Source organism: Bifidobacterium callitrichidarum, from assembly GCF_003129905.1.
In the GTDB taxonomy this organism is placed as follows: Bacteria; Actinomycetota; Actinomycetes; order Actinomycetales; family Bifidobacteriaceae; genus Bifidobacterium; species Bifidobacterium callitrichidarum.
The window spans coordinates 61,270-84,682 of the sequence record NZ_QFFM01000004.1; the positions used below are offsets into that span (position 1 = coordinate 61,270).

Annotated in this window: 17 protein-coding genes, 1 tRNA gene and 1 pseudogene; 8 read left to right on the forward strand and 11 right to left on the reverse strand. The window is 62.7% G+C overall.

Features of this window, described 5'->3' with window-relative positions:
- Nucleotides 1-34 precede the first annotated feature (34 nt).
- Nucleotides 35-835, reverse strand: coding sequence for a thymidylate synthase (locus DF196_RS02790; protein WP_193852557.1), 801 nt, complete (start codon nt 833-835; stop codon nt 35-37).
- A gap of 239 nt (nt 836-1,074) precedes the next feature.
- Here DF196_RS02790 and DF196_RS02795 point away from each other — a divergent pair, with 239 nt between their 5' ends.
- On the forward strand, nt 1,075-1,488 hold the full coding sequence (locus tag DF196_RS02795; RefSeq protein ID WP_109056381.1) for an OsmC family protein: 414 nt from the start codon (nt 1,075-1,077) through the stop codon (nt 1,486-1,488).
- A 293-nt stretch (nt 1,489-1,781) separates the two neighbouring features.
- On the opposite strand, the gene DF196_RS02800 is transcribed toward DF196_RS02795, so the two are convergent.
- The 4 genes from DF196_RS02800 to DF196_RS02815 form a co-directional block, all read right to left on the reverse strand.
- On the reverse strand, nt 1,782-2,819 hold the full coding sequence (locus tag DF196_RS02800) for a universal stress protein (RefSeq protein ID WP_109056382.1): 1,038 nt from the start codon (nt 2,817-2,819) through the stop codon (nt 1,782-1,784).
- A 209-nt stretch (nt 2,820-3,028) separates the two neighbouring features.
- A complete protein-coding gene (locus tag DF196_RS02805) occupies nt 3,029-3,760 on the reverse strand; it encodes a C40 family peptidase (protein ID WP_109056383.1) in 732 nt (243 codons plus the stop codon).
- 357 nt (nt 3,761-4,117) lie between these two features.
- On the reverse strand, nt 4,118-4,849 hold the full coding sequence (locus DF196_RS02810; protein WP_109056384.1) for an NlpC/P60 family protein: 732 nt from the start codon (nt 4,847-4,849) through the stop codon (nt 4,118-4,120).
- Nucleotides 4,850-5,015: 166 nt separating this feature from the next.
- On the reverse strand, nt 5,016-5,966 hold the full coding sequence (locus tag DF196_RS02815) for a CHAP domain-containing protein (RefSeq protein WP_109056385.1): 951 nt from the start codon (nt 5,964-5,966) through the stop codon (nt 5,016-5,018).
- 1,391 nt (nt 5,967-7,357) lie between these two features.
- On the opposite strand from DF196_RS02815, the gene serC reads away from it, so the two are divergent.
- Together serC and DF196_RS02825 are read left to right on the forward strand one after the other, a co-directional pair.
- On the forward strand, nt 7,358-8,503 hold the full coding sequence (gene serC, locus DF196_RS02820; protein ID WP_109056386.1) for a phosphoserine transaminase: 1,146 nt from the start codon (nt 7,358-7,360) through the stop codon (nt 8,501-8,503).
- A gap of 102 nt (nt 8,504-8,605) precedes the next feature.
- Nucleotides 8,606-8,860, forward strand: coding sequence for a DUF2530 domain-containing protein (locus DF196_RS02825; protein WP_170114963.1), 255 nt, complete (start codon nt 8,606-8,608; stop codon nt 8,858-8,860).
- 12 nt (nt 8,861-8,872) lie between these two features.
- Here DF196_RS02825 and DF196_RS02830 read toward each other — a convergent pair whose 3' ends face one another.
- Nucleotides 8,873-10,072: a sensor histidine kinase gene (locus tag DF196_RS02830; RefSeq protein WP_109056388.1), complete on the reverse strand. Its 1,200-nt coding sequence runs from the start codon at nt 10,070-10,072 to the stop codon at nt 8,873-8,875.
- A 184-nt stretch (nt 10,073-10,256) separates the two neighbouring features.
- Between DF196_RS02830 and phoU the strand changes: the two genes are divergently transcribed.
- Nucleotides 10,257-10,931 carry a phosphate signaling complex protein PhoU gene (phoU, locus tag DF196_RS02835; RefSeq protein WP_109056389.1) on the forward strand — a complete coding sequence of 225 codons (675 nt, stop codon included), beginning with the start codon at nt 10,257-10,259 and terminating at the stop codon, nt 10,929-10,931.
- A gap of 206 nt (nt 10,932-11,137) precedes the next feature.
- On the opposite strand, the gene DF196_RS02840 is transcribed toward phoU, so the two are convergent.
- From DF196_RS02840 to lysS, 3 genes are all read right to left on the reverse strand, one after another.
- The gene (locus tag DF196_RS02840) at nt 11,138-11,878 is read right to left on the reverse strand and encodes a phosphoglyceromutase (protein ID WP_109056390.1); all 741 of its coding nucleotides are present in this window, start codon (nt 11,876-11,878) and stop codon (nt 11,138-11,140) included.
- A 191-nt stretch (nt 11,879-12,069) separates the two neighbouring features.
- Nucleotides 12,070-13,062 carry a 1,4-dihydroxy-2-naphthoate octaprenyltransferase gene (menA, locus tag DF196_RS02845; RefSeq protein ID WP_109056391.1) on the reverse strand — a complete coding sequence of 331 codons (993 nt, stop codon included), beginning with the start codon at nt 13,060-13,062 and terminating at the stop codon, nt 12,070-12,072.
- Between the two features lie 393 nt (nt 13,063-13,455).
- Nucleotides 13,456-15,135, reverse strand: coding sequence for a lysine--tRNA ligase (gene lysS / locus DF196_RS02850; protein ID WP_109056392.1), 1,680 nt, complete (start codon nt 15,133-15,135; stop codon nt 13,456-13,458).
- 412 nt (nt 15,136-15,547) lie between these two features.
- On the opposite strand from lysS, the gene DF196_RS02855 reads away from it, so the two are divergent.
- The 4 genes from DF196_RS02855 (at nt 15,548) to DF196_RS02870 (ending at nt 20,151) form a co-directional block, all read left to right on the forward strand.
- Nucleotides 15,548-15,621, forward strand: a tRNA-Pro gene (locus DF196_RS02855).
- 109 nt (nt 15,622-15,730) lie between these two features.
- On the forward strand, nt 15,731-16,921 hold the full coding sequence (locus tag DF196_RS02860) for an MFS transporter (protein WP_109056393.1): 1,191 nt from the start codon (nt 15,731-15,733) through the stop codon (nt 16,919-16,921).
- Nucleotides 16,922-17,104: 183 nt separating this feature from the next.
- The gene (locus DF196_RS02865) at nt 17,105-19,375 is read left to right on the forward strand and encodes a DUF4037 domain-containing protein (RefSeq protein WP_109056394.1); all 2,271 of its coding nucleotides are present in this window, start codon (nt 17,105-17,107) and stop codon (nt 19,373-19,375) included.
- A gap of 131 nt (nt 19,376-19,506) precedes the next feature.
- Nucleotides 19,507-20,151: a DUF4125 family protein gene (locus DF196_RS02870; RefSeq protein ID WP_109056395.1), complete on the forward strand. Its 645-nt coding sequence runs from the start codon at nt 19,507-19,509 to the stop codon at nt 20,149-20,151.
- 1,116 nt (nt 20,152-21,267) lie between these two features.
- On the opposite strand, the pseudogene DF196_RS02875 reads toward DF196_RS02870, so the two are convergent.
- Nucleotides 21,268-22,263 (reverse strand): annotated as a pseudogene (locus tag DF196_RS02875) (alpha/beta hydrolase family protein); the annotation flags it as partial.
- Nucleotides 22,264-22,405: 142 nt separating this feature from the next.
- Nucleotides 22,406-23,344, reverse strand: coding sequence for a sodium/calcium exchanger protein (locus tag DF196_RS02880; protein WP_109056396.1), 939 nt, complete (start codon nt 23,342-23,344; stop codon nt 22,406-22,408).
- Nucleotides 23,345-23,413 lie beyond the last annotated feature (69 nt).

The following is a 23,413-nucleotide window of genomic DNA, read 5'->3' on the forward strand; positions in this document are numbered from 1 at the left end:
AATGGCTCCCCGGCGAGGGGGAGCCGAGCCGATATCAGACGGCGACCGGTGCCTTGATGGTGGGGTGATGCTGGTATCCGACGATGGTGAAGTCGTCGTAGTCGTAGTCGAAGAGCGAATCGGCCTTGCGAATCTCGATCTGCGGGTACGGGTACGGCTCACGCGAGAGCTGTTCGAGCACCTGGTCGATGTGGTTGTCGTAGACGTGGCAGTCGCCGCCGGTCCACACGAATTCGCCGGGCTCCAGGCCGGCCTGCTGGGCCATCATCAGCGTGAGCAGCGAATAGGACGCGATGTTGAACGGCACGCCGAGGAACATGTCGCACGAACGCTGGTACAGCTGGCAGGAGAGCCGGCCGTCCGCCACATAGAACTGGAACAGCGCATGGCAGGGAGGCAGGGCCATCTGCTCCACTTCGGCAGGATTCCATGCGGAGACCACCATGCGGCGGGAATCCGGGTGGTGCTTGATGAGGTCCATCACATTGCTGATCTGGTCGATGGTACGGGTCGGGTCCTCCGGCGTGGGGGCCGGCCAGGAACGCCACTGCACGCCGTAGACCGGGCCGAGGTCGCCGTTGGCGTCCGCCCATTCGTCCCAGATATGCACGCCGTGCTCCTGCAGCCAGCGCACGTTGGACGAGCCCTTGAGGAACCACAGCAGTTCGTAGGCCAGTCCCTTGAAGAAGACCGTCTTGGTGGTCAGCAGCGGGAAGTACTGCGAAAGATCGAATCGCATCTGCTGGCCGAACAGGGAGATGGTGCCCGTGCCGGTGCGGTCGGACTTCAAGGTGCCTTCGGTCAGGATCTTGCGCACCAGGTCCTCGTACGGCATCGGAATGGCCGTTTCGGGGCGCGCGGGGATACGGGTACGGATGTCTGCGAGCTGTTCTTCGGTCAAAGCCATGCGCAACATGGTATCTGCAGAGCCCTACCTAGGCTGTCGCACTGATGTAGCGACCCCACGGAAAGCCTCATTTTCCGGCCATTCGAGCCGTAAGCGTAACGAACGCGATGCATAGGGGCATAATGGAGAGGTCAACAATGCCATGAGATGCCGTAAGGAGGCACACTATGGGTAAGCGACTGTGGGTTGAGCGCAACAAGGACGGTTCGTGGGATGCTTTCAGCGATGACGGCGCTCACATCAAGTTCGGTAAGGATCGCGGCCAGTTCACGCCGGGCGATCTGATGAAGGTCGCGCTGGCCGGTTGCGCGGCGCTGTCCAGCCAATTCGCCATTGAGCATACGCTTGGCGAGGGCAAGGGTGCCAAGATCGTGGTGGACGGCTCCTACGACCCCGAGAACGACGCCTACACCGCCTTCGAGGAGCATGTCGTGGTGGATGCCGCCGACGCTGGCCTGTCCGAGGAGGACGCCGCGAAGCTCAAGGAGCGCATCACCCGTCACATCGAAAAGGGCTGCACGGTGAAGCACACGTACGTGCAGGAGACCCCGGTCCGCATGGATGTGACCATCAAGCACTGATTTTTGCCGTGCGACATACGGCTCTTTTGCCGTAAGACAGCACATACGCTACTGGCTCCCCTCTTGGAGGACATTGCCGTGAAGCGAACAGCAGAGCTGTTTGTAGGCAATGTGCGAGACGACAGTCGAGCCAGAAAAACGCGAACGAAGTTCGTCCGTAATTGCCGGACGAGCTGTCGAACGAAGTGAGACTGAGGGGAGCACCACGGTTATCCGCGACTCCCCTCAGTCAGCTCCGCTGACAGCTCCCCTCGGCGAGGGGAGCCAGTTTCTTATTGTTTTAAACCCATCAATCACTGCCTATCAGGATCGATGGTCTTTTCGATCTGCTGGGCCACTTCCGGCTCGGCCTTATCCACCGGGATCTCCTCGACGCCGGCGATGTCCTCCAAGGACTTGGTCGGCACTTCGGCGGGCGAGCTCGGCACGGTGTCGAGGCGGGATTCCGCGGCCTCCACGTACTTGCGCGGCACCACGTACACCGGACCCACCGCATGCTGCAGCAGTCCCTGGCTCGTGGAGCCCAGCAGCAGGCCGGTGAATCCGCCGCGGCCACGCGAGCCCACGACCACCACGTCATGGTCGTAGCTGGCCTTGGTCAGGGCGCTCACGGCCGGTCCGGACACGATCTGCTTGTTGATCTTCAAGTCCGGATGCGATTCCTGCAGCGGCTTGATACGAACGTCAAGGTCTTCCTTGTAGGACTCCATCACGGCATCCTCGCCATCCACGCCCTTGAGGTTCGGCACGGCGGAGATCACGTCGAGTTCGGCGCCCCAGCAGGAGGCGAAGTCGGCGGCGATGTCCAAGGCCTTGAGTCCCCACTTGGATTCGTCGGAGCCCACGGCCACCTTGGTGATGGTGTTGTTGAGGTGCATGAGGTTGCCGTCGTCGTCGGTGTAGGGCACCACCACGATCGGACAGTAGGCGTACGCCGGCAGCGAGGAGGACGTGGTGCCGAGCAGTCGTTCGGCCAGACCGCCCTTGCCGCGGTTGCCGATGACGATGAGGTTGTAGTTGCGGGACAATTCCACGAACACGGACGCCGGGTCTCCGGTGACGATCAGCGTGGCTGCCTCCACACCCTGTTCGTCCGCGATGGCCTTGGCCTTGGACAGGATCTCCTGGGCATCGGAATGCGCGGCGTTGTCATCCCCCATCGCCGTGTATGTGGCATCGAACGAGACGGCGGCGTAGCTCGGCAGGGAATACGCGCAGACGATCTGCAGCGTGAGTCCGGCATGCTTGGCATAATTCGCGGCCCACCATGTTGCCTTGTAGCTGGCATGCGACCCGTCAACGCCGACGAGTATGGCCTTGTCGTTAATCATGACGACCTCCTTGAAGTTATTACGGGATAGCCCCGCACATCACCAACAATACCCCGCGACACTCGGTTTCGGCGGTAGCCTACGCGCAAAAAGAACAGGCAGATATGCAAAAAGGCGCGCCCGCAATGGGACGCGCCTTGGCATAACGTTAGGCAGTTCTAAATGGTTTCCAGTTGATTTCGGCGACCTGCATGACCCGCCGGAATCGACTACAGGAGACGGCGAATGGCGTATCCGGCGCCGCCGAAGACGGAGACGTCGACGATCTGCGTGCCCTGCACCGGGTTCATGGCGTTGACCACCATGCCGTTGCCGATGTAGATGGCGGCGTGGGTGCCGTTGGCCAGGATATCGCCCGGCTGGGCCTCGGCGAGGCTGGCGACCGGCGTACCCATGGCGGCCTGCGCACCGGAGGAATGAGGCAGGGAGATGCCGAACTGGGCGTACACGTACTGCACGAAACCGGAGCAATCCCAACCGGCCGGGGTGTTGCCGCCGGCGACGTACGGATAGCCGGTGAACTGGCTGGCGTAACGGGCGAGGTCGGCGCTGCTGCCGGTCATGGATCCCAGATCAATCTGCGGGATGGCGGTGCGCTGCTCGGAACGGCTGGCCGCGTATTCCTGGGTTTGGGCCTTGGCGGCCTCATCGGCGGCTTTCTGCGCGGCTTCGGCGTCCTTTTCGGACTGGGACTTGGTCTGCGGCACGTTCAGTGTCTCGATGCCGCCCCAATCGGAATTCTCATCCACCGAGGTGGAGGTGGACTCTGCCAGAAGGTTCGCCTTGGCGGCGGAGGCCTTCGGGAAGGAACGGGAGGACACTACTGCGGTGGTGGTGCTGGCGGTGTCTGCGGCATTGGCGGCAGGCACTACGCCGGCGAAGAGAGTGGCGGCCGCTACGACCGCGACGGAAGTGGAAAGAATCTGCTTAACGTTCATCATCAACGCACCACCTTACCACAGACGCTGACGCTTTCCCCGGCCTGCTTCCGCACAGCACAAAGCCCCGGACACATCCGTGCCGGGGCCTTGGGAAGAGCCTGTTAAACCAGGATTGGCATGTCCCCATTCTCGGCTCCCCTTGTCAGGACATTGCCGCAAAGCAAACAGCGGAGCTGTTTGCAGGCAATGTGCGAGACGACAGTCGAGCCAGCAAAACACGAACGAAGTTCGTCCATAATTACAGGACGAGCTGTCGGCGAAGCCGACTGAGGGGTAGTCCGATGGAATTTTGTCAATCTTGGTTTAACGGAGCCTGGAGAAATCCATATGTAGTTCAGCGCAGGTGCGCCACGTGCATCACGGGATGCGCACCACGATGGTCACCTGGTTGAGCATGGCATCGGCCAGCGCCACGGTGTAGCCGTTCCAGCCGCCGTGCACGGCCTGGCCGTTGCCCACGTACAGCGCCACATGATCATAATGGGCGCCGCCGTTCCAGCCGCCGGTGTTGGCGTAGATGAGGATGTCGCCGGGCTGCAGGGAGCCGTCGGTGACGATCTGGCCGCCGGGCACGTTGGCGTACTCCTCGGGCCAGCCATGGAAGTTGATGCCGCGCGCGGCAAGTGCGTAGCTCACCAGAGCAGTGCAGTCCATGCTCTGGCCGATGAGCGAATATGCACGATCGATGGATGCGGCGGCGCCGGCAGATACGGAACCGTCCGTTTCGGTGTAAGACAGGGTGCTGCGGGCCTGGCCGCGGCTGGCGGATTCCATCTGGCTCTGCACCTGGGCCGCTTCGGCCTCGTCCTGGACCTTCTTGGCCGCTTCGGCGGCGGCCGCGTCCTTCTCGGCCTGGGAAGCGGTCTGCGGTACGTTCAAAGTCTCGATGCCACCCCAGCTGGAGTCGCCCTCGACCTCGGTAGCAGTGGATTCGGCGGTCAGGTTCTCACGGGTCTGGCTGCTCGTGGGGAACGACTTGATAGAAGTGACGATACCCTCATCGGCATTGGCCGCGGGGGCGAAGGCAAGCAGGCTGGCCGTGGCTGTGCACGCGGCGATTGCTGAAGCGATTCGGGGAAAAGTCCTCATGAAACCTGAACGCTAGCCGGCAAACATGAACAGAAGCTGGGAGTCAATGGACAAATCCGCACAATAATGGGGATTATGTCGGCGTGTCGCTAATTGACAATCACCAAAAATACACTTCGTTTTTCAACAAAACGGTGACCGGCGTCACATAAGACAAACTCGCGAATCAGTAGTGCACGTACTGGAACTTCGCGGCCTCGTCGGCGGTGAAGGTGCGGTGGGAAATCACGCCAAGGCCCTTGGCGTTGGACTCGGAGATCTCGATAGAGCCGTCCGCGTTGATCTTCTCCAGCACGGCCACATGGCCATAGACGGGATCGGCGTTGGCCTGGCCCTGCGTGAAGACCACGGCATCGCCCACGTGGCGGGGCGTGTTGTCCACCCAGTAGCCCAGGGCACGGGCGGAATCGGCCCAAGCGCCACCGTTGCCGAAGTTGCCGCTGCTCGGCAGGCCGAGCTCGGCGCGGCGGTTGTACGCATACCACGTGCACTGGCCCCACGGGTAGTTGTTGCCGCTGGTGCCGATGTCATGATTCGGATTGAAACCGGCCGGAAGTGCCGCGGAATCCTGGTCCATAAGCACGGAGACCACCGGGTTGTTCGCGGTGTTGCGGTTCATCAGCGTGGTGTTCAAGGAGCTTTCGGAGTTGCTCAGCCCCCAGCCGCCTTCATTGGTGGACTGCTCGGTCACGGAAGAATTGAGTTCGGTACGGGCCTCGGAACGGGAAGCGGAGGTCACGTCGCTCACGCGCTTGATTTGCGTGGTCGTGGTGGCCGGATCGGCGAACACGGTGGTGGTGTCGTCGTTCTGGGCGAAGGCCATGGAGGTGGCCGCGGTACCCACCAGTGCCGCAAGGGACGCGGAAGCAAGGATATGGCTGCGACGTTCGGCCGCGCGAGCGGCCTCGCGAATGGAACGACGGGTCTGCGGGGCGATTTCGTTGATCTTTTCGGCCACAGCGGGATCAAGACCCAGCGCGATGGCATCGCCGCCGGCGGCCTGAGCCGCACGGACCGCACGAACGGAGTGGGAACCCTTTCCGGAGGCGAAGAGAGCCTTCGCTAAGCTGAACTTCTGGCGTGAGACCTTGGTCGCTTTATGCGAGGCATGCTTCATAACTGATTAACTCCTTGGATGGGTCGGACGCCTCTTCGTGAGAGCGTCGCCGTACCGTCACAATTGCCCACTGTACAACGTGAGTATGTCAATTGCCAACCTGACGAGGGGCCGTCCGGGCGTGTCAATCGATTGACGTACGCCCGTTCTCCCCGGAAAGCCACCGGTGTTTCACGGTCTGTTTCATGGTTTTTCACGGCGATTTTCCGCTGTATTCCCGCGCATTTCCGGGCTTGCGGCAAGATTGCCGATACCGCTTCGGAGCCGACATAATCAACCGGAACACTATTGCATTCCTCACATACCGTATATATAGGTATTTTCTATGCCCGGCTATGACCGGGCTGTCGGGTTCCTCTGGAATCGTCGGCCGCACCGATCGACAGCCCGCTTGCCGCGCCAGTTGCCCGGTGCCACCTTCCCGAGTACAGGACTCACCCCAATCAGAGGGACGCCCCGCCCCGTGGTCCCTTCCCGGTACGGAAAACCCGTTTCTGGAGTCAAATGACCGCAAATTCCTCTCCCCTGTCAGGACATTGTCGCGACAAAAGAAGATGAGCAATACACGGCAGAATCGCATCATTCCTTGGCTGGATAAGAGTAAGCGCAGACCCCCATTCCGGGATTCAAGAGATATTAGGGAATGGGGGCAAGCGCTTTAGTACACAGTTTCAGGCCCGAAAACCGAAAACGGCTTAATTCCAAGGATTTGACGGAACACCGACTTGTCCCTATCCGCGTATCAACCGATTGACGCCACAATGGTGGCACAGCGTCTTGCCACCAGTTCCGCAAAGAGCCAATCCAAACAAATGGGGACACGTTTTCTTGCCGTCATCTCACAAGAAAACGGTTTCAGAGCAAACAGGGACAAACTTCAACAGCAACAACATCGATTTCACGCGAAGACGCACATGAATCGACCATCGCATAACAGCATCACGCCCAATCCAAGCCAGAAACAAAACAAACGGCTCTGTTAAACCAAGGTTGACATGAATTCCCTTGGACTACCCCTCAGTCGGCTTCGCCGCCAGCTCGTCCTGTAATTATGGACGAACTTCGTTCGTGTTTTGCTGGCTCGACTGTCGTCTCGCACATTGCCTACAAACAGCTCCGCTGTTTGCTTTGCGGCAATGTCCTGACAAGGGGAGCCAAGAATAAGGGGGCATGTCAATCTTGGTTTAACAGAGCCTAACGAATTGTCATGAGTAAGTCCCCGGCCACGAATCCCGCCAATCAGTCCCCTCGGAAGCCCACCCAAGCGCCATGCTCCCGCCACGCCCGCCCATCACAGCACGAACGACGCCCCCTCAACCAGTGCATCCACGAAAATCCGGCAGTCGGGAGATTGCCTGCATTCGTTGCCGGCACGGGCTAGCCTTGGAGGCATGACTGTGAGCATTACCATTCCTGAATCGTTGAAGCCCGAGGACGGCCGTTTCGGATCGGGCCCGAGCAAGATCCGCCCCGAGCAGATCGCCGCGTTGGATGCCGGCGCCACCACACTGCTGGGCACCTCGCACCGCCAGAGCCCGGTCAAGCAGGTGGTCGGCTCCATCCGCGAAGGCCTCGCCGAGTTCTTCCATCTACCCGACGGCTATGAGGTGGCATTGGGCAACGGCGGCGCCAGCGCGTTCTGGGAAGTGGCCTGTGCCTCATTGATCACCCGTCAGGCCGCATTCGGCACCTACGGCTCGTTCAGCGCCAAGTTCGCCGCGTCCGCCGCCAACACGCCGTTCCTGGAGAAGCCGGTGATCTTCGAGGGCGAGCCAGGTACGTACCGCCTACCCGAACTCACCGAGGGCGTGGACACCTACTGCTGGGCCCATAACGAGACCTCCACCGGCGTGGCCGCCCCGATTCGCCGCGTGCCCGGCAGCCGTGAGGCCGGCGCCCTGACCGTCATCGACGGCACGAGCGCAGCCGGCGCCCTGCCCATCGACATCGCGCAGACCGACGTCTACTACTTCTCCCCGCAGAAGGCCTTCGGCTCCGACGGCGGCCTGTGGGTGGCCATCCTCTCCCCCGAAGCCATCGACCGCGCGGCCGGCGTGGAGTCCAGCGCCCATCTGGAGGGCGCACGCCGCTGGGTGCCACCGTTCCTCTCGCTGACCTCCGCGCTGAACAACTCACGCAAGGACCAGACGCTCAACACCCCGGCTGTGGCCACGCTGATCATGATGGCCAACCAGATCAGCTGGCTCAACGGCAACGGCGGCCTGGCGTGGGCCGCCGCCCGCTGCGCCAAGTCCGCATCCATCCTGTACACGTGGGCCGAACGCTCCGAGTATGCGCATCCGTTCGTCACCGATCCGGGCGCACGCTCGAACGCCGTGGTCACCATCGACTTGGATGAAAACGTCTCGGCCAGCCAAGTACTCGCGATTCTGCGCGAAAACGGCATCGTGGACGCCGCAGGCTACCGTAAGCTTGGCCGCAACCAGCTGCGCGTGGGCGTGTTCCCGTCCGTGGAGCCGTCCGATGTGATCGCCTTCACCAAATGCGTGGATTACGTGGTGGAGCACCTGCAGTAAGACAGGATTTCCCCGTCAATATCATTTATCCATCGGTCAATCGCCGCGTATCGCATCGTCGTGCGCGGCGATTGACGTTCCTGTTGACTACAGTGCATGACTATGAAGTTCGCGCCCATCATCGATCCCGCCGTCCGCAAGCCCACCCCGAAGCCAGTGCGCGTGGATCTGCGCAAGGTGTTCGGCATCGGCACCGGCCTATGGGCCGTGGCTTTGATCGTCGCGTTGATACTGACGACGCTCGACCATGACTTCGAACCGTTGGTGATCATGTGCTCGTCCGGCGTGATCATCGGACTGCTGCTGCTGATCTGGGAGTTCTTCGACCGCTGGGATTACCGGAGATTGGGTTTGTAGCCAAAGATGAGGTCACTGCGCCAAGGGCAAGGTGAGGGTGAAGGTGCTGCCCTGGCCGGGGGTGCTCCAGACGGCGATGTCGCCATGATGGGTCAGCGCCACGTGCTTGGCGATGGCCAGGCCCAGACCCACACCGTCCGCCGTGCGTTCGCTCTGGCCGGCACCGCGGTAGAACCGTTCGAAGATGCGCGCCTGGTCCTTCTTGGCGATGCCCACACCCTGATCGATCACTCGAATCGAGGCGCGGCCGCCGTCCTGGGTCTTGGAGGCGGACACGCTCACCACGCCACCCTCCTTTGAATAGCCGATGGCGTTCTCGATGAGTTTGGTCACCGCACTGTCGATCTGGCCGCCCTCGTCATTGACGACCAACGTATCGTCGCCACTCAGACGCAGCATGACGCCGGCTTGCTCGGCCTGTGGCGTGAGCCTATCCACGGTCTTGCGCAACTGATCCATGACCGCAAGACGATTCGCCGAGGACGGCGTGATTGGCTCCTGCGCGCGGATGAGCAGCAGCAAATCGGACACCATGTGATTGAGCTTGCCGCAACTGGACCGTACCTGACGGGCGTCCTCGGCGATGCGCTCACGGTCGGGCTCGCCCTGCTCCAGCGAATCGGCGAGCTTGGCGAGGGCCTCGGTCGGGCCAAGCAACTGCTCGGACACGTTGGTGATGAAAGCGTCACGTACTTGGGCGAAGCGGACCGAATCGCTGACGTCCTCCACCAGCACGATCACGAACTGCGCGTTGATGCGCCCCACCGTGACCTTCAGCCAGTTGGGCCGGCGCACGGACTGAGTCTTGACCGCACTCCCCTTGTCTCGTTCCGCCGCATACCGTTCAGGGGTGTCGGTGGTCAGGTCGAACTGGCGTTTGCCGCCGCGGGCGCGCGTCTCGTGAATCGCGTCCAGTATCTCCTTGCCTACGATGGCGTCCTCCTGGACCACGCCCAGACGGTAGGCACCGGGACTGCAACGGACCACCTCATCCTGCTCGTCCACCAGAATCGAGATATCCGGGAGCATGGACAGCAATGTGGAGGCCTCGTCCGGCAACTCCTCGTCATCCGGGTCGCCATCCCCCGCAGGCCGCCCGGACACACGCACACGGCGCGTCGCCACGCCGATAATCAGAACAACACCAACAACCACCAGCAACACGGCGGCCACGATCAGCGCGATCAGGGCCGCAATCGGCATTTCAGTCATGGCTCCTATTCTCCCACACCACACGGCACGCCGAGAACACGCCGAAAACATGAATTCGGGGTGAACAACCCAATGAACTTTGCAACAACTTGAGGTTGCCATTGTCTACGTTGAAGTGGCGCGTGAAAGCTGGAATAATACACTGAGAGAGGTTGCAATACCAAAAGCATGAAAGGCTAGAGAAATGCGCGTTATTTTCAACGAGGAGCTGAAGCAGGTTGCCGACGACCTCGACCATATGGCGCAGGACGTGCGTAAGGCGATCAACGGCGCCGGAGAGGCTTTGCTGAAGCAGGATGTCGAGGCCGCGCAGACCGTCATCGATGGCGACATCGAGATCGACGCCCTGGAGTCCTCCGTCATCGACCAGTGCGTGAAGCTGCTGGCCAAGCAGAACCCGGTGGCCACCGACCTTCGCGTGGTCGTCTCCACCATGCGCCTGGCCTCCACCTTCGAGCGTATGGGCGATCTGGCCCGTCACGTGGCCGAGGCCGCACGCCGCACCTACCCGGCGTCCCCGCTGCCTGAGGCCGCTCAGCCCGTGTTCGCCCAGATGATCGACTTCCTGAGCAACACCGCGGACCAGCTCATCGCCATGCTCTCCGATCGTGACGCCAAGACCGCCGAGCACATCATCCTCAACGATGACACGCTGGACGAGCTGCACCACAAGACCTTCGAGCTGGCGCTCTCCGACGACATCACCCGTCAGCAGACCGTGGACATCGTGCTGCTGGGCCGCTTCCTGGAGCGTCTTGGAGACCACGCCGTCTCCTCCGCCCGCCGCGTGGTGTACATCGTCTCCGGCTTCGATCCCTCCAAGAAGCCCTCGCGCGACGAAGGCACCGACATCGACTGATCGTTTCGATCCGTCGATACATGATTCCTATCCCCTCGGGGATGCCTGAAACGGCGATCCGGTTGCGACTGGTCGCCGTTTTCTTATGCCATTTTCGCACCGAATCTAGTCGAAAGATACGGAAAAGGGTACGAAAAAGGGAGCCGCACGGTGAGGTGCGACTCCCTATGATGCGTGTTCGACGCGGCTAGCCTATCGGTTTAGGCTCACTTCTGGCCCTGAGCGGCGACGGCGGCGGCACCGGCGGCGGCGGCCTCCGGATCCAGGTACTCGCCACGCGGCTTAATCGGCTTGAAGTTCTCATCCAGCTCGTAGAGCAGCGGGATGGCGGTCGGGATGTTGACCTTGGCGATCTCTTCCTCGGACAGGTTGTCGAGCATCTTGACGATGGCACGCAGCGAGTTGCCGTGAGCGGCGATCAGGACGGTCTTGCCGGCCTTGAGCTGCGGCTCGATGTCGGACTTGAAGTACGGCTCAACGCGCTTGACCACGTCGGCCAGGCACTCGGCTTCCGGAACCGGGTCGCCCGTGTAACGCGGGTCGTGGTTCTGGGCGTACTGATCGTTCGGATCGATCTCGGGCGGCGGGGTGGCGTAGGAGCGGCGCCACAGCATGAACTTCTCGTCGCCGTACTCCTCGCGGATCTCGGTCTTGTTCTTGCCCTGCAGAGCGCCGTAGTGACGCTCGTTGAGACGCCAGTTGCGCTCGACCGGGATCCACAGACGATCCGCGGCGTCCAGCGCGATGTTGGCGGTGTTGATGGCGCGACGCAGCAGGGAGGTGAACACGATGTCCGGAAGGACGTTCTTCTCCTTGAGCAGCTCGCCGCCACGCTTGGCTTCGGCTTCACCCTGCTCGGTCAGCGGGACGTCGACCCAGCCGGTGAACTGATTGGTTTTGTTCCATGCGCTCTGTCCGTGACGGAGCAGTACTAGTTTGTAAGACATACGGCCAGTCTACCGCCCGAACGCGCCAAACGCGACTGCGAATCTTACGTTTTGCGCATCGATTGGATAACGGTTGACGTTGCTGGACCAGAGCCAACATGCTCGTGAGGGACTACCCCTCAGTCGGCTACGCCGACGGCTCCCCTGACAAGGGGAGCCAAGGAAAGGAATAGATTGGATAACGGTTGACGTCACACGGCTGCGGCGATCACAACCACGACGGCGAAGAGCAGCGTCTGGAAACCGGCGTCGCTCAGGGCGGTGCGGAATCGGCGCTTGGGCACGCTGGACACCATGCGCACCGGCACGCCCACGCCGGAGATCAACAGCACACCGCCCCACGGCAGCCACAGCGTCATGCAGACGAACAGGCCGAGCACCCACGCCGCGATGCAGCAGGCGGTGAACAACACGGTGGCGCGTCGCTCGCCCAACCGCACGGCCAGCGTGCGCTTGCCATGACGCTCGTCCTCGACGATGTCGCGCAGATTATTGACCATGAGCAGCATCACGGCGTTGAGTCCGCAGCAGACGGCCGCCGCCACGCCCATCGCATCGATTCCACCGGCCAGCGCGTATTCGGTGCCGAGCACCGCGGCCAGACCGAAGAACAGGAACACCGCGACCTCACCAAGGCCCGCGTATCCGTACGGGTGTTTGCCGCCGGTGTAGAACCAGCCGGCGAGGAGGCTCAAAGCGCCCACGGCCAGCAGCCACCACGCCTGTGAAACGACGACCGCGGCCAAGCCGCAGATGGCGGCGAGCGCCGCGGCGATGCCGGCTGCGGCAAGCACATGCTTCGGCGGCACCCCGGAGGCCACCAGGCGACGAGGCTTGGAGATTCCGCCGCCCCGTTGGGCGTCCGGCTCCGGCTCCGATTCCGCCATGTCCCGGCCTTCATCGGTGCCACGAATGCCGTCGGAGTAATCGTTGGCGAAATTGACCGCGATCTGCAGGAACACCGCCACGAGCATGCACAGTATGGCCACCGGCCAGAAATGGGCCTGCAACGTCTCGGCTATGGCCTGATTGGCAACGCATTCCTGCGGCACGGGATGGATTTCGACGCAGGTGCCGAGCTGGTCGATATGGCGGGACGCCAATGCCGCGCCGACCAGCACCGGGGCGATCGAGGCGGGCAGGGTCTTGGGGCGAAGTCCAGTCAGCCACAAACGTAGATCCACGGGAGATTCCCCTTTCCGTTACAAAGACGGCAGGCAATGCCTTTATGCCAAGACTTTGTTAAACCAAGATTGACGTGAATTCGATTGGACTACCCCTCAGTCGCTTTCAGCGACAGCTCGTCCTGCAATTGAGAACGAACTTCGTTCGTGTTCTGTTGGCTCGACTGTCGTCTCGCACATTGCCTACAAACAGCTCCGCTGTTTGCTTCACGGCAATGTCCTGACAAGGGGAGCCAAGAATGAGCGCCATGTCAATCTCGGTTTAACAGAGCCTATGTCGAACCGTCAGCAGTGCACATACGTCTCTGGCTCTCCTCAGAGAGGGGAGCCGATTTATCTCGCTTATTGAAAAAGGCTCCCTTCAGGGAAGGGAGCCGAAACAATCGCAGACAATCAGTTGAGCGGCTTGACCAGCGGGAAGGTGATGGTCTCGCGGATCGTGGCGCCGGTCAGGGCGATGAGCAGTCGGTCGATGCCCATGCCCATGCCACCTGCCGGCGGCATGCCCACGCCGAGGGCCTCCAGGAAGTCCTCATCGATGTCGCAGGCCTCCTCGTCGCCCGCCAGCGCGTCCTTAGCCTGGGCCACGAAACGCTCGCGCTGCACGACCGGGTCGTTGAGCTCGGAGTAGCCGGTGGCCAGCTCGAAGCCGCGCACGTAGAGATCCCACTTCTCCACCACGCCGGGCTTGGTGCGGTGGCCCTTGACCAGCGGGCTGGTCTCGACCGGGAAGTCACGCACGAAGGTCGGCTCGTAGAGCTTGTCCTCGTAGAAGTGCTCCCACAGGTGCTCGACGAGCTTGCCGTGGTTCTCCACGTCGTCGCGCTCCACGCCGAGCTTGTCGGCGATCTCACCGAGGTGCTCCACGGAGGTGCCGGGGTGCTCGGGGCCGCCATTCGGCACGATCTCCTCGCCGAGGGCCTCGGACAGGGAGTCGTACATGCTGATGGTCTTCCATTCGCCGCCGAAGTCGTATTCGGTGCCGTCCAGCAGCGTGACCTTGTGCGAGCCGTAGACGTCCATGGCGGTCTTCTGCACGAGCTCCTTGACCAGCTGGCCGATGGAATCGTAGGTGCCGTACGCCTGGTAGGCCTCGACCATGGTGAACTCGGGGGCGTGCGTGGCGTCGACGCCCTCGTTGCGGAAGTCGCGGTTGATCTCGAACACGCGGTCGATGCCGCCGACCAGGCAGCGCTTGAGGAACAGCTCCGGGGCGATGCGCAGGTAGAGGTCCAGGTCGAAGGCGTTCATGTGCGTGGTGAACGGACGGGCCGCGGCACCGCCGTGCAGGGTCTGCAGCATCGGGGTCTCGACCTCGAGGAAGCCGTGGTCGTCGAAGGTACGGCGCAGGGAGGCCACGGCCTTGGAACGGTTGCGGACCATGTTGCGGATCTTCTCGTCCGCGATCATGCCGATGTACGGCTTACGGGTGCGGGTGTCCTCGTTGAGCTCCTTGTGCAGGGCCGGCAGCGGCTGCAGCGCCTTGGAGGCGATGGCCCACTCGGTGGCGAACACGGACAGCTCGCCGGTCTTGGAGGCGATCACGCGGCCCTTCAGGTACAGGTGGTCGCCGAGGTCCACGAGCTGCTTGAACTGCTTCAAGGAGTCGGCGCCGATCTCCTTCTTGGAGATCATGCCCTGGATCTTGGTGCCATCGCCGGCGGAGAGCTGCACGAAGCACAGGCCGCCCGCGTTACGCAGGAACAGCACACGGCCGGCGATGCCGACCATGTCCTCGGTCTCCTGACCGGCCTCGAGCTTGCCGTCGTACTTGGCACGCACATCCTCGATAGTGTCGGTCACATCCAGGTGGACCGGGTAGGGGGCGATGCCGGCCTCAAGCATCATGGCGCGCTTGGCCACGCGCATCTGCACCTGCTCGGGGTGCGCCAGCGGGCCGAACTCCTTGTTGGAGGGGTCCACAGCCTCGTCCAGCGTGGCGCCGGACTTGATCTTCTCGGTGATGGTGGCGTCCTGCTTGAGCAGCATTTCCGCACGCTCGACGGTGCTCATCTGCGGGACGGCCGGGGTTTCGTTCTCGGTATTCTCAGTGTTTTCAACAACTTCAGCCATGGTTCTTCAGTGTACGCAAGACCGGCGAATTCTCTTGCCGAATCTTTTCGGCACCTCTAATCGGCCTTTATTCCGGCTCCTCTCGCTGAGGGAGCCCCACCATACGCCGAATCGGTCACTCCCCTCAGTCGGCTTCGCCGACAGCTCCCCTCAGAGAGGGGAGCCAAAAAAGAAGACTCATTAAACCAGGATCGACATGCCCCTTATTTTTGGCTCCCCTTGTCAGGGGAGCTGTCGGCGAAGCCGACTGAGGGGTAGTCCAAGGGAATTCACGTCAATCTTGGTTTAACAAAGCCAAACGAAACTGCCACCATTCACCGCAATCAGCCATGAAACCGTTGGAATTCCGCGCGACACGCCGTGGTTTGCATAATCAGGCACCCTTATCGTAAGCTATACGACGTTGCCAAAACGGGCTGTAGCGCAGCTTGGTAGCGCGCTTCGTTCGGGACGAAGAGGCCGCGGGTTCAAATCCCGCCAGCCCGACTGCAATAAGGGAATCAGTGGTTACCGCTGGTTCCCTTTCTTTTTGCCTGAACCGCGGTATCCCATCGCCGATCGCCGCGCGAAGGCACGAGTGGAGGCAAGAGTACCGATGAAGAAAAGTCTGCTCGCGCTCGCTTCGGGCGCGTTCATCCTCGGCGCCGCGGAATTCGTGATGATGGGCATCCTGCCGCAGGCCGCCGCCGCGACCGGCGTGGACATCCCCACCGCTGGCCATTACATTTCCGCCTACGCCTTCGGCGTGTGCTTCGGCACGCTGATTCTGGTGTTCGGCCGCAAGGTGCCGCCGAAGAACCTCATCATCCTGTTCATGGCCATCGCGCTGACCGGCAATCTGCTGTCCGCGGTCTCCGTCAACGGTCCGATGCTGCTCGTCGCGCGCTTCATCTCCGGCCTGCCGCATGGTGCGTTCTTCGGCACGGCCACGCTCATCGCCAAGACCTTGGCGGACAAGGGCAAGGAGGCGCAGTCAGTCGCCGCGATGGTGACCGGCCAGACCGTAGCCAACATGCTGGGCGTTCCCGCCGGCACGCTGATGGCCGAATTCCTGTCCTGGCGTCTCGCGTTCGGTTTCCTCGCCGCATGGGCCGCGATGACCATCGTGCTTGCGCTGACGTGGATCCCGTACGTCGCCCCCATCAAGGACGCGGGCATCGCCGGCCAGTTCCGTTTCCTGACCCGTCGCGGCCCGTGGGTGATCCTGGCCGCCGTGTTCACCGGCAACGCCGGCGTGTTCTGCTGGTGGAGCTACGTCTCCCCGTGGCTGCAGAAGTCCGGCGGTTGGTCGTCCGACCTGGTGCCGCTGCTGATGATGCTCGCCGGCTTCGGCATGGTGGTGGGCGGCCTGATCGGCGGCCGTATCACCGATCGCTGGCGTCACGCCGGTACCGCGGCCCTGGGTCAGGCGATCTCCTGCCTCGGTCTGATTATGGTGTTCCTCGTGCCCGCCAATCTGGTGACCACCGCCATCCTGACGTTCTGGATCGCGTTCGGCCTGTTCTTCATCTCCGCGCCGCAGCAGCTGCTCATGACCGAAGCCGGTCAGGGCGGTGGCGAGCTCATCGCCGGCGCGGCCGTGCAGGTGGCGTTCAACTTCGGCAACGCCGTGGGCTCCATCGTGGGTGGTGCCATGCTCAACGCTTTCGCCATGCAGTACCGGTTCACCGGTCTGGGCGGCGTACCGCTAGCGCTGACGGCCGTGGGGCTGCTCGCGTTCTACTCGTGGCGCTGCGAGACGAACACCGACGCCATCCACCGCATGCGCGAAGTGAAGGTGGACTGATTACGGCTGACTTCTCCCGGAGTGTCTAAAGAAATCGCTCCCTTCAACGTTGGCGTCGCTCTTTGAGGGGAGCCAATGTATATGAACAATCGCCTGCTGAGAGCAAACTCACAGGCGATTTTTCGTATGCGCCGGCCGCCTTGCCCATAGACTGTTACAGGAATCTGTTCAAGGAGGTACACGGTGGTTGACGAAGACGCGCTGCTCAGGCAATTCGCCGCACAATTCGCGCACGGACCGGAGGACGGCGACGACACGGACGAGGTGGCCGCCGCGCAATCGGCCATCGATGACGACGAGAACGGCGAGACGCCCGCGGACTTCGACGTCGATGACTTCCTGAAAGGTCTGGACGACATCTTCAACCGTCATGCGGCATCCACCGAAGCCGGCCCGTATCTTGAACAGGCCGCGGTGGATGCGGAGAACGCGGGCGACGCGGCCGGCCTGCTGACCGTGCTCAACGAGACGATGGGCTTCTACCGTTCCCAAGGGCGCCACAAGGAGAACCAGTGGATCGTGCAGCGGGCGCTGGAACTGGCCGCCCGCATGGGCCTGACCACCGGCACGTCCGAGGCGTGGGCCACCACACTCATCAATTGCGCTACCGCCATGCGCGCGGCCAAGCAGTACGACCAGGCCAAGGACCTCTACCATCAGGCGCAGGACGTGTGCCAGCGTGCCTTCTCCCCCACCGACCGCAGACTCGCGGCACTGCATAACAACCTCTCCATGCTCTACAGCGAGACCGACCGTTTGGACAAGGCGGAAACCGAGCTGCGCGAGGCCCTGCGCATCATCGAGGCGTCCAGCGTGAATCCGGATGCGGACATCGACGTGGCCAGTTCGCACACCAATCTGGCGTTGACGCTTCTCGCCGAACGCAAGTTGGAAGGCGCGCACTGGCATGCGGCCAAAGCGCTGGAGATCTACAAGACGGGCCATCTGGAGCATTCCGCGCACTTCGCCTCCGCTTTGGCAGGTTTCGCACAGGTATGCTTCGCTGAGAAACGGTATGCGGACGCGGTGGACGGCTATCGCCGGGCGCTCAAGGTCATCGAGGAATGCTACGGCAGGAACACCGATTACTGGCACATCACCGAGGAGAACCTGCACGAGGCCGAACGTCAGGCCGAGGCGCACGGCGAGCGTATCCAGCCGGCCGGAAACACGGCAGACGAAGCCATGGAGGCCGGCACCGATTCCGCGACCATTGGAATGGCCGATGACACCGGCCTGTCCGCAGTGGACCGCACATCTGAAACTTCCACCCACATTCCCATCGATGGCGAGGCGGGGACGAATCCGCTTACCGAGACCGTGGACGAATCCGCTCCCGCGACTGCCGGCGACGTCACGGACTCCCAGGTCTGTCCGGTGTCCGGCCTAAAACTTACGCGCGCGTTCTGGACGCAGGTAGTCCGACCGATGATCGAGGCGAAGCATCCGCAGTACGCGGGCCGCATCGCCGCCGGACTGGTGGGCCATGGGTCCGAATGCTACGGTTTCGACGACGCCTATTCGCAGGATCATGACTTCGGCCCGCGTTGCTGCCTGTGGCTTGCGGACGAGGATTACGCGGCGATCGGCGACCGTTTGCAGGCCGATTACGCGGCGTTGCCACGCGACTTCACCGTGGACGGACAGGGTCACGTCACGTTTGCGGCCACGGAGACCGGCGGCGAACCGGTGACGGAAGCAACGCGACGCTTCTCCCCCGTCACCCCTCGCGCGCAGGGCACCAACCGTCGTGACGGTGTGTTCCGCATCGGCGATTTCTTCACCGCCATCACCGGCTATCCTGCCGCTCCCGCGCCCACTGCAGCGCACGAATGGCTGATGCTTGACGAGGCCACGCTGGCAGCTGCCACCAACGGCGAGGTGTTCCAGGACCCCACCGGCATGTTCTCCAAGACACGTCAGGGCTTCAAGGACATGCCGGATGATGTGCGACTGGCGCTCATCTCCAAGCGTCTCGGCATGATCGCGCAGGCCGGCCAGTACAACCTGCCGCGGTCGCTGAAGCGCGGGGACGCCGCGGCCGCGTGGCTTTCCATCCGTGAGTTTGTGAACGCCACGGCGTCGCTGGTGTTTCTCATCAATGTGCCGATGGTGGTGGGGTACATGCCGTATTACAAGTGGCAGTTCGCGGCCCTGCGCAAGATGTCCGGTTCGATGTTCGCGCTGCTGCCGGGCGTGTGCGGACAGTTGGAGACCGTGATGCGGCTGAGTTCGGCGGCCTGCTATGGCGGCGCGGGATTCGGCGAGGGCGGCAAGGGCTCCGCGCCGGCCATCGAGCAGATCAACGGCATCGTGGAGGAGATCGCGCAGGCCATCGTCAAGGAGCTGCTGCGCGAGCATCTGACCACGTCCAACGAGACGTTCCTGGAATGGCAGCGTCCTTACGTGGAGGACCATATCGCTTCGGACGATCCGATTCTCAAGAGCCTGTAGAGGCCCAGCCGCGAATCGGATATCCGGGGAGAAGCTGCCCTCCCTCAGCCGGCTCTCTCTGTCAACTCCCTGGCAGGGGGAGCCGGCGGCAATACCTCTTATATGTCCGCGAACCCGCAAAGGAGCTTGAGATGACGGCGGAACAGAGCAATGCCTTGGATGAATTGCGCGAGGCCATCGTGCGGCATGAATGGGACCAGTTCCAGCGCACCAACAACGAGGGCGGCCGGGCGGCCTGCCAGGGCAACTGGCCGGTGTTTCATCAGATGCGGCTGGCCCAGTTCCTCACGTGGGAGCACCCGTTGCTGGCATTCTATGCGGCCGATCTTGACGAGGCGGACCACGTGGGCCGCAATCTCGTCACGGAAAAGTACGGCCGTATGATGGCCTCCACCGCACCGGCCGAATACGCGGCGAACATCGAACCGTACATTCCGAAGCTCACCAAGGACCGCGCGGCCCGGCAGGAACAGGTGATCACGCAACAAGTGTCGTGGGCCTCCGATTTCCGCGCCCGCTACCCCAAGCTGGGCGAGGCCATGCGCGTGCTCACCACCGCGGAGGACACCCCCACTGCCACATCGTTCGAAACCTATCTGCGCGGCGAACTGGGCACCTACTCCCCCGCCACCTTCGACCTGTATGAAGCGATGATCCGCGAGCGCGCCGATGCCGACCCACAGCGCAACATCACCGAAGAAACCTTGCTCAACACCGTGCGACTTGGCGGATTCAGCGATCTCGATGAGGCCGAAGCCGCGCAACAGGCCGCCTAACGCTTGGTGAGCGGGGTTAAACAGGCAGATACTCCCCGTTTCCCCTGCTTGCAAAGGCTCTGTTAAACCAAGATTGACATGCCCCTATTCTTGGCTCCCCTTGTCAGGACATTGCCGTGAAGCAAACAGCAGGGCTGTTTGTAGGCGATGTGCGAGACGACAGTCGAGCCAACAGAATGCGAACGAAGTTCGTCCTCAATTGCAGGACGAGCTGGCGGCGAAGCCGTCTGAGGGGTAGTCCCATCGGATTCACGTCAATCTTGGTTTAACAGAGCCTTTGCAAAAGGCCAGTCACTAGAACGGTATGGAGAAGAGTCCCCAGAAGGCCAGTGAGGTCAGGGATGCGAGTGCGGCGAGCGCCGTCACACCGCAAATGATCCGCCGCATACCGGTGATGCAGCAGCGGTATCGCCAGCAGTATTCCAATTGGCCGGCGAATACGATGACCAACAGCACGGTCAGCACCTGCAACACCGTCCAACCGGTGCCGAACAGTCGCGGGAACGGCCGGGCGTATACGGATGCCAATCCCACGGCAGTCAGATAGCCGTACGCCAGCATGGTGATCACCGTCGATGCGATGCCGAGCAGCCAGCACGGTCCGGCGATACCCGGCGATGTGACCGTCCAGCCGGCGGTTGCATACGCTCGCACTGCCGGGATACCGGTACCGGCTGATGCCGCATGTGCGCCGCCGGGCAGCATGCCAGGCCGGATATGCAAGGCCGCACGCTTGCCTTTGACGCGCACCTTCGACCCGTAATCCCGTATCAATGCCGCCGCCATCGAACCGAGTCCCAGCAGCGACGCGACAATCAGCAGCACCGGCCCCGCCGCCATGATGCCGACCAGCACGCCCAGCGAGCCGATGATGCCGGAATCGGTGCGTGTCGGCGCGGCAAACCGCTGATGCGGCTGCGCGCCGGCGATCTGCGGCGTGGCCCATGTTCCCGCCGCAGCCCAGGTTTTCGAGGTGTCGTTCACGGCGATGGCGGCAGGGCTGACGGCATCACCGGCGTTCTTCTCAGCAACATCGGTAACGTCGGTAACATCGGCAACATCGGCGGCATCAGCAGCTCCGGCACGGGCATCACGCACGCTTGCGTTCGCAACGCCCGTCCCGAGCTCGACCGCCACGCCGTTGATCCAGTTCTCCAACGCCTGCGTGTATCCGTCCGCCAGCGGCAGACCCGGCGTGAAGAGGCCCTGTCCGGCACGCATCTGATGGTTGCCGGCAAAGTAGCGTATGGTCACGTCGTCGTTACCCGCACGATGCGCTGCGGACATGATGCGTTGCGCGCCCTGTTCGATGGGCATGGCCGTGTCGTAGGTGCCGTAGCTGACGAGCAGTGGCATGGTCAGCGTCGACAGGTACCGGTCGGCGTCGAAGTCGGCGTAGGCCAGGTCGAAAGGCGCGTAGTCGAGCGACATGAGCTTGGCCATGTCCTTGATGACCGGCTTCGGCGCCCCGGCCTGCTTGGCATAGGCGCTGACGGCCATTGCCATCTGTTCGCGCCCTTTGAACACGGGTGCGGAGGTCAGTGCGGCGAAGGCGATGTCCTTGCGGGAGGAGGCCAGGATCGTGGCGATCCACGTGCCCTCGGATTCGGCGTAGATTCCGGTGGCGGCGGGGTTCACGCCGTCCGTGCCGCGCAGCACATCCAGTGCCCTGCTATATTCGCGGGCGAATCGTGCGTAGTCGCGGTGGAGCACGGTGTAGTCGTCGTTGCGTTTGGCGGGAACCAGGGTCACGATGCCGGCTGAGGCCATGGCGTTGGCGATATCGCCGAAATCCTCGGCCCCGCTGGTGCCGGAGCCGTGGATGAACAGGCAGGCGGGGCGCGGTCCGGGCGCGTCCACCGGTTCGCGCAGCACGGCGGGCAGTTTCACATCGTCGCCCACGTCCACGGAGATGTCGGTTTCCCTTGTCCGATACCGTCCCTCGTGCGGGATGCCGGCATTGGCGGGTTCGATATCGGGGTCGCTGGTGGCGACCGTGAGATGGTTGGTGTAAGGACGGATATCCCAGCGGGGCATCATCGCCCAGCCGAGTGCGGAGAACACCAGCAGCAGTGCCAGGGCGACCACCGTGATGCGCGCTATCCGTTTCATCCATCCTCCCGATCATTCAGATCCATCACACCGGCGAGCCGACCGTCCATACCGCGCTCGCCCATTGTCTATGGGCGGTCCGGGCCCCGAACGGTTCAGCTCTGTGAGGCCACCGACCACGACCCCAATAGGTGTACTCGCATCACTGCCCAGCCTGGGTTTTCCGCTGTTTCGCGGCTCCCATCACGGCCCAGACGATGGCCACGATCACCAGAATCACGCCGATGGAGCCGCATGCGATGGCCACCACCAGCTGCGGATCCGCGGCGAAGGTCGGAATCAGCGTGTTGGGGAACACCAGTCCGAACGCCAGCGCCGTCACTCCGATGATCAGGCCCAGTACGCCGAAGATGACCGTGAGCACGCTCACCCCGCGCTTGGCTTCGGGAGCGGCGGGCTTCCGGCCGGCAGCCGGCTCGCCGTACATCGGGACGTCGGTCGCGGGCGGGATCGCATCACCGTGCAGCGGTAGCTCACCGACCGGCATGCTCTTGGGATCGGGCTGCGCATCCGACGGTGTCGCCTTGGGCTCGGGCATAGGTCCGGCCGCCAGCTCCGCTGCAGGGCTGACGGTTTCGCGCGTGGGGGCATCGATGCCGGTGTCACCGTCAAAGGTCTCGGCCGGTTGCTGGGCAGACGCATCGTCGGTCGATTCGTCAGGCGAGTCGCTGGCCGGGTCGTCGGCCGATTCGCGGGCCGGGTCGTCGGCGGTCGTCTCGGCCGGTTCCTCGACGACATCGGCCACGGATTCCAACGCGATGGTCCGGGGTTCTTCGCCGCCGGACACGGGAGCCAACGTCTCGGTCACGGTGCCGTCCTGCACACCGTCCTGCACGGTGGGCATCGCCGTGGTCGCCACCGCATCCTCGGGCACCGGCAACACCGCGGTCGCATCCGGTTCGGTCACCGGCATCACTTTGGTTTCGGGTACGCTGTCAGGCATGGTTTCAGTCGCAGAGCCAGTCACGGGTGCGATGGTTTCGGTATCGGCCACCGGCATCACCGCGGTGTTCTCCACCGGCATCGCCTTGGTTTCGGTCACATCCTCGATGGTGTGGAACCGCTTGGTATCGCTGTTCATTGCTGTTCTCCTACTGATTCTGGTTGGAGTCTTCGGCATCGGGTCCGGGAGCGCCGCCCATCCATTCGG

Excerpts from the sequence above, each read along its gene's own strand:
- DF196_RS02880 (WP_109056396.1), bottom strand. The coding sequence starts at position 23,344 with ATGAACAGCGATACCAAGCGGTTCCACACCATCGAGGATGTGACCGAA.
- DF196_RS02860 (WP_109056393.1), top strand. The coding sequence starts at position 15,731 with ATGAAGAAAAGTCTGCTCGCGCTCGCTTCGGGCGCGTTCATCCTCGGC.
- DF196_RS02810 (WP_109056384.1), bottom strand. The coding sequence starts at position 4,849 with ATGAGGACTTTTCCCCGAATCGCTTCAGCAATCGCCGCGTGCACAGCC.
- DF196_RS02815 (WP_109056385.1), bottom strand. The coding sequence starts at position 5,966 with ATGAAGCATGCCTCGCATAAAGCGACCAAGGTCTCACGCCAGAAGTTC.
- serC (WP_109056386.1), top strand. The coding sequence starts at position 7,358 with ATGACTGTGAGCATTACCATTCCTGAATCGTTGAAGCCCGAGGACGGC.
- DF196_RS02800 (WP_109056382.1), bottom strand. The coding sequence starts at position 2,819 with ATGATTAACGACAAGGCCATACTCGTCGGCGTTGACGGGTCGCATGCC.
- DF196_RS02870 (WP_109056395.1), top strand. The coding sequence starts at position 19,507 with ATGACGGCGGAACAGAGCAATGCCTTGGATGAATTGCGCGAGGCCATC.
- DF196_RS02840 (WP_109056390.1), bottom strand. The coding sequence starts at position 11,878 with ATGTCTTACAAACTAGTACTGCTCCGTCACGGACAGAGCGCATGGAAC.
- DF196_RS02790 (WP_193852557.1), bottom strand. The coding sequence starts at position 835 with ATGCCGTACGAGGACCTGGTGCGCAAGATCCTGACCGAAGGCACCTTG.
- DF196_RS02795 (WP_109056381.1), top strand. The coding sequence starts at position 1,075 with ATGGGTAAGCGACTGTGGGTTGAGCGCAACAAGGACGGTTCGTGGGAT.
- phoU (WP_109056389.1), top strand. The coding sequence starts at position 10,257 with ATGCGCGTTATTTTCAACGAGGAGCTGAAGCAGGTTGCCGACGACCTC.
- lysS (WP_109056392.1), bottom strand. The coding sequence starts at position 15,135 with ATGGCTGAAGTTGTTGAAAACACTGAGAATACCGAGAACGAAACCCCG.
- DF196_RS02805 (WP_109056383.1), bottom strand. The coding sequence starts at position 3,760 with ATGATGAACGTTAAGCAGATTCTTTCCACTTCCGTCGCGGTCGTAGCG.
- DF196_RS02825 (WP_170114963.1), top strand. The coding sequence starts at position 8,606 with ATGAAGTTCGCGCCCATCATCGATCCCGCCGTCCGCAAGCCCACCCCG.
- DF196_RS02830 (WP_109056388.1), bottom strand. The coding sequence starts at position 10,072 with ATGACTGAAATGCCGATTGCGGCCCTGATCGCGCTGATCGTGGCCGCC.